Origin of the sequence: Nocardia flavorosea NBRC 108225 (assembly GCF_001613385.1) — a bacterium.
GTDB classification, from domain to species: domain Bacteria; phylum Actinomycetota; class Actinomycetes; order Mycobacteriales; family Mycobacteriaceae; genus Nocardia; species Nocardia flavorosea.
Map to the genome: position 1 here is coordinate 1 of NZ_BDCG01000034.1, position 2,790 is coordinate 2,790.

Genomic DNA, 2,790 nt, shown 5'->3' on the forward strand with positions numbered 1-2,790 from the left:
ACTGACACAACCGATCCGGGGGGCCGTGCAGCGGTCGTTTCGAGGGCTCTCAAGTGGTCGAAAAAGGTGCGAATCGGGCGAAAAATGGGTGCGAAACGGGCCGGAATCGGGACCGCGGAAGCCGGTGATGCCGCGCCCACCGGGAGGGCCGGCCGCGGATCAAAATCGGGGCACCGAGGTTCGTCCGCACCGCGGAATCGGCGTCCTTCGGCGGATGTGTCGACCAGTGTGCGGAGGAGGCTACCGCGCGGCGGCTCCGTCGTCCTCCACAAGGAATTGCCCGCCCTCGGACCACCACTTGCTCAGCGATTCGGCAAGCAGCGCGATACGTCGCAGTCTGCGGACCTCTTCGGCGTCGGACTCGTCAAGGGACCGGGAGAGCAGCGGCCGCAACTCGGCGAACACCTCATCGGGCGCGAGTTCCAGAACGCGGGAGACTTCGGCCGAGACCGCGGCGTAGACCTCGGGTGGTGTACCGATCGGGTCGAACGGCTCATAGGGGTCTATCTCGGGCACTGCGGGACTCCTGTCGCCGGGCTGAGGGATAGCGGGGACTACAGCGACGGCAGCGCGTTCCCGTCGTTGTGTTTGCGCTCCCACCGGTCCAGCTTCTCGCGTACGGCCTGGTCGATGAGCGCGGCCAGCGATTCGGATCCGGCCTCTTCGGGGTGGCGTCGGCCCATGTAGGCCACGGCTTCGCGCATGTACTCCAGCAACGCGGTATCGAAATTGATGCCCTGCTGCTGCTTCCCGGTGCTGCGTCGTTCCAGTGCGGGCCGGGTATCGGCTCCCAGGTCATTGGGCGCGGCCGGCTTCGGGGTGCGCCTACGTCGGTTCTCCGGCACCGCGGCCGTACGTCCGCCGGAGGCAACAGCGTTCTTGAGCCGGTCGCGGGTGGAAGACCCGGCGCGCTGGGCTCCGCTGGAGTGAGGGGCGGCGGACATCATGCCTCCTGCTGGTCGTGGCGTGCGTGGATCTCGGTGAGTGCATCGGCATATCCCGCGAACGGGCCGGTGAGTGCGGGCGCGGTGCCGAATGCCTGAGCGATCGGTTCGCGTGCCGAGATCCTCGACTGCATGACCGGATAGCCGAAGTCCTCCACGAGAACGGCCGGCGCTTCGGTGGCAGATTTCGTGCTCCACAGAACCCGCACTACCAGCACCGAGGTATAGACCGGCCGGATCGCATCGACGGCTTCGGCGACTTCGAACGTGTCGGCGATCTCGGCCAGGTCGATAGCGCTGGGTGAGGTGGTGACGATCAGATTGCCGGTCGCGGTCAACGCTGCCTCCAGCGTTTTGGCCTCCAGGCTGGCGCGTGTGACCCGGGTACGGCTCGGCGGGGTATCGACCACGATATGGGCGTACTCGCCGCGTGCTGACTCGATCTGGCGACCGAGTGTGCGGTGATCGGTCCAGGCGACCACGTTGACCCGATCCCACGGCCAGTCTTCCCCGGCGACGTGCGCCCACTTCAGCGCGGATTGCTGCGGGTCGGCGCTGACCAACAGCGTCTTGTCGTCGCTGTCCCCGGCTTCGGCTTCGGCAGCGAGACCGAGGGCCGTCAGTACCGCGGTGGTCGTCTTGCCGACTCCGCCCTTGAGATTGCCGACGGTTATCTCGGTCATGTGGGCGGCTCCCGGGATCGGCGGAGGGTCTACGCGTGTACGCGTAGAAGTGCCCACAGAATACCGTGCCCACCTGCGGAATCCTCGGTGCCGCATCATTTCGATAGCTCCCGGAACTTCGCGAATCATCTTGATAGGTCACTGCGGCGGTGGCCCGATCACCCCGGGCTGGTCCACAGGGGCCGGAGTCTCGGGCACCTCGGGAGCCGGCCCGATCACCCCGGGCTGGTCGGGAAGCCGGGCCGGTGGCGGTGCCGCGGTCGGTGGAGCGCTGGGGGTGGTGGTCGGTGCTGAGGTGCCCGGGGCCGGCGTCGTGCTCGGCGGTGCGCTGGGCGTGGCCGAGGGCCCGGGAGTCTGCGGAGTCGGCCGCGCGGGTGGTTGCTGTCCGGCCGGCGGAATCGGTCCGGTCACCCCGGGCTGTCCGGTCGGGTCCGGGGTCGGCCCACCGGGATACAGCGGCCGGGAGCGGTACTCCTCGGGAGTCAGTCCGTCCGGCGTCGGTGCCGCGCCACCGGCCGCGCCGGTCTGTACCGGAGCTCCGGTCTCGGGTGCACTGCTGGAGCTCTGCGGGATATCGACCGCGGGCCCGGTCGCGGCCTGAGTGCCGGTGCCGGTCGGGTCGGTGCCGGTCTCGGTGGGCCCGGCCGGCTGTTCGGTGGGCTCCTGGTCGATTCGCTCGCCCATCAGTTCCCGGAGCTCGCGCTTCCGGTCCTCCAGCTCCGTGCGGGTCCGCTCCACCACCACCAGGGCCTGGCGCAGGTGCGCGGCCGCGGATTCGAGGATGAGCACCAGGCCGGCCGGAGAAGTGAGCAGCGTCGGCACCCACGGCCCGACCTCGGTCACGAAGTGCTCCAGGATCGCGGCGAGCTCCAACATGCCGCGCTGCACATCGGCGGCCGCGCGCTCCAGATTGGCCGCCAGCGCGTTGCCGTTGTCCGCGATGAGCTGTGCGCGCTGCTGGGCGGTGTGGGCTTCATCAGCGGCGGTATCGGCGGCCGCGGATGCCCAGTGCTGCCCCATCTGATCGGCCGCGGTGCGGGCGGTGGTGCGGGCGGTCTCGATCGCGGCCGCGGACGCGGACAGGATCGCGTTCGGTCCGCCGGCCGGAATCTGCCCGGACCCGATAGCGCGTAGTAAGTCCACAATCGGGGCGGCGAGAACGG

4 protein-coding genes are annotated in these 2,790 nt (G+C 69.5%); all 4 read right to left on the minus strand.

Annotated features, from left to right (window positions below; translation table 11 throughout):
- Positions 1-240: 240 nt before the first annotated feature.
- Entirely contained in the window at positions 241-516 is a 276-nt protein-coding gene (locus tag NFL01S_RS33395) for a hypothetical protein (protein ID WP_062980332.1), read from the minus strand.
- 38 nt (positions 517-554) lie between these two features.
- Positions 555-944 (minus strand): hypothetical protein, encoded by a 390-nt coding sequence (locus NFL01S_RS33400; RefSeq protein ID WP_062980333.1) that lies wholly within the window; start codon positions 942-944, stop codon positions 555-557.
- Complete coding sequence (locus NFL01S_RS33405) at positions 944-1,627, minus strand: AAA family ATPase (protein ID WP_062980334.1); 684 nt, start codon at positions 1,625-1,627, stop codon at positions 944-946. The genes NFL01S_RS33400 and NFL01S_RS33405 overlap by 1 nt, the downstream gene beginning before the upstream one ends.
- A 138-nt stretch (positions 1,628-1,765) precedes the next feature.
- A partial coding sequence (locus NFL01S_RS36255) for a hypothetical protein (protein ID WP_169812148.1) occupies positions 1,766-2,790 on the minus strand: 1,025 nt, incomplete at its 5' end.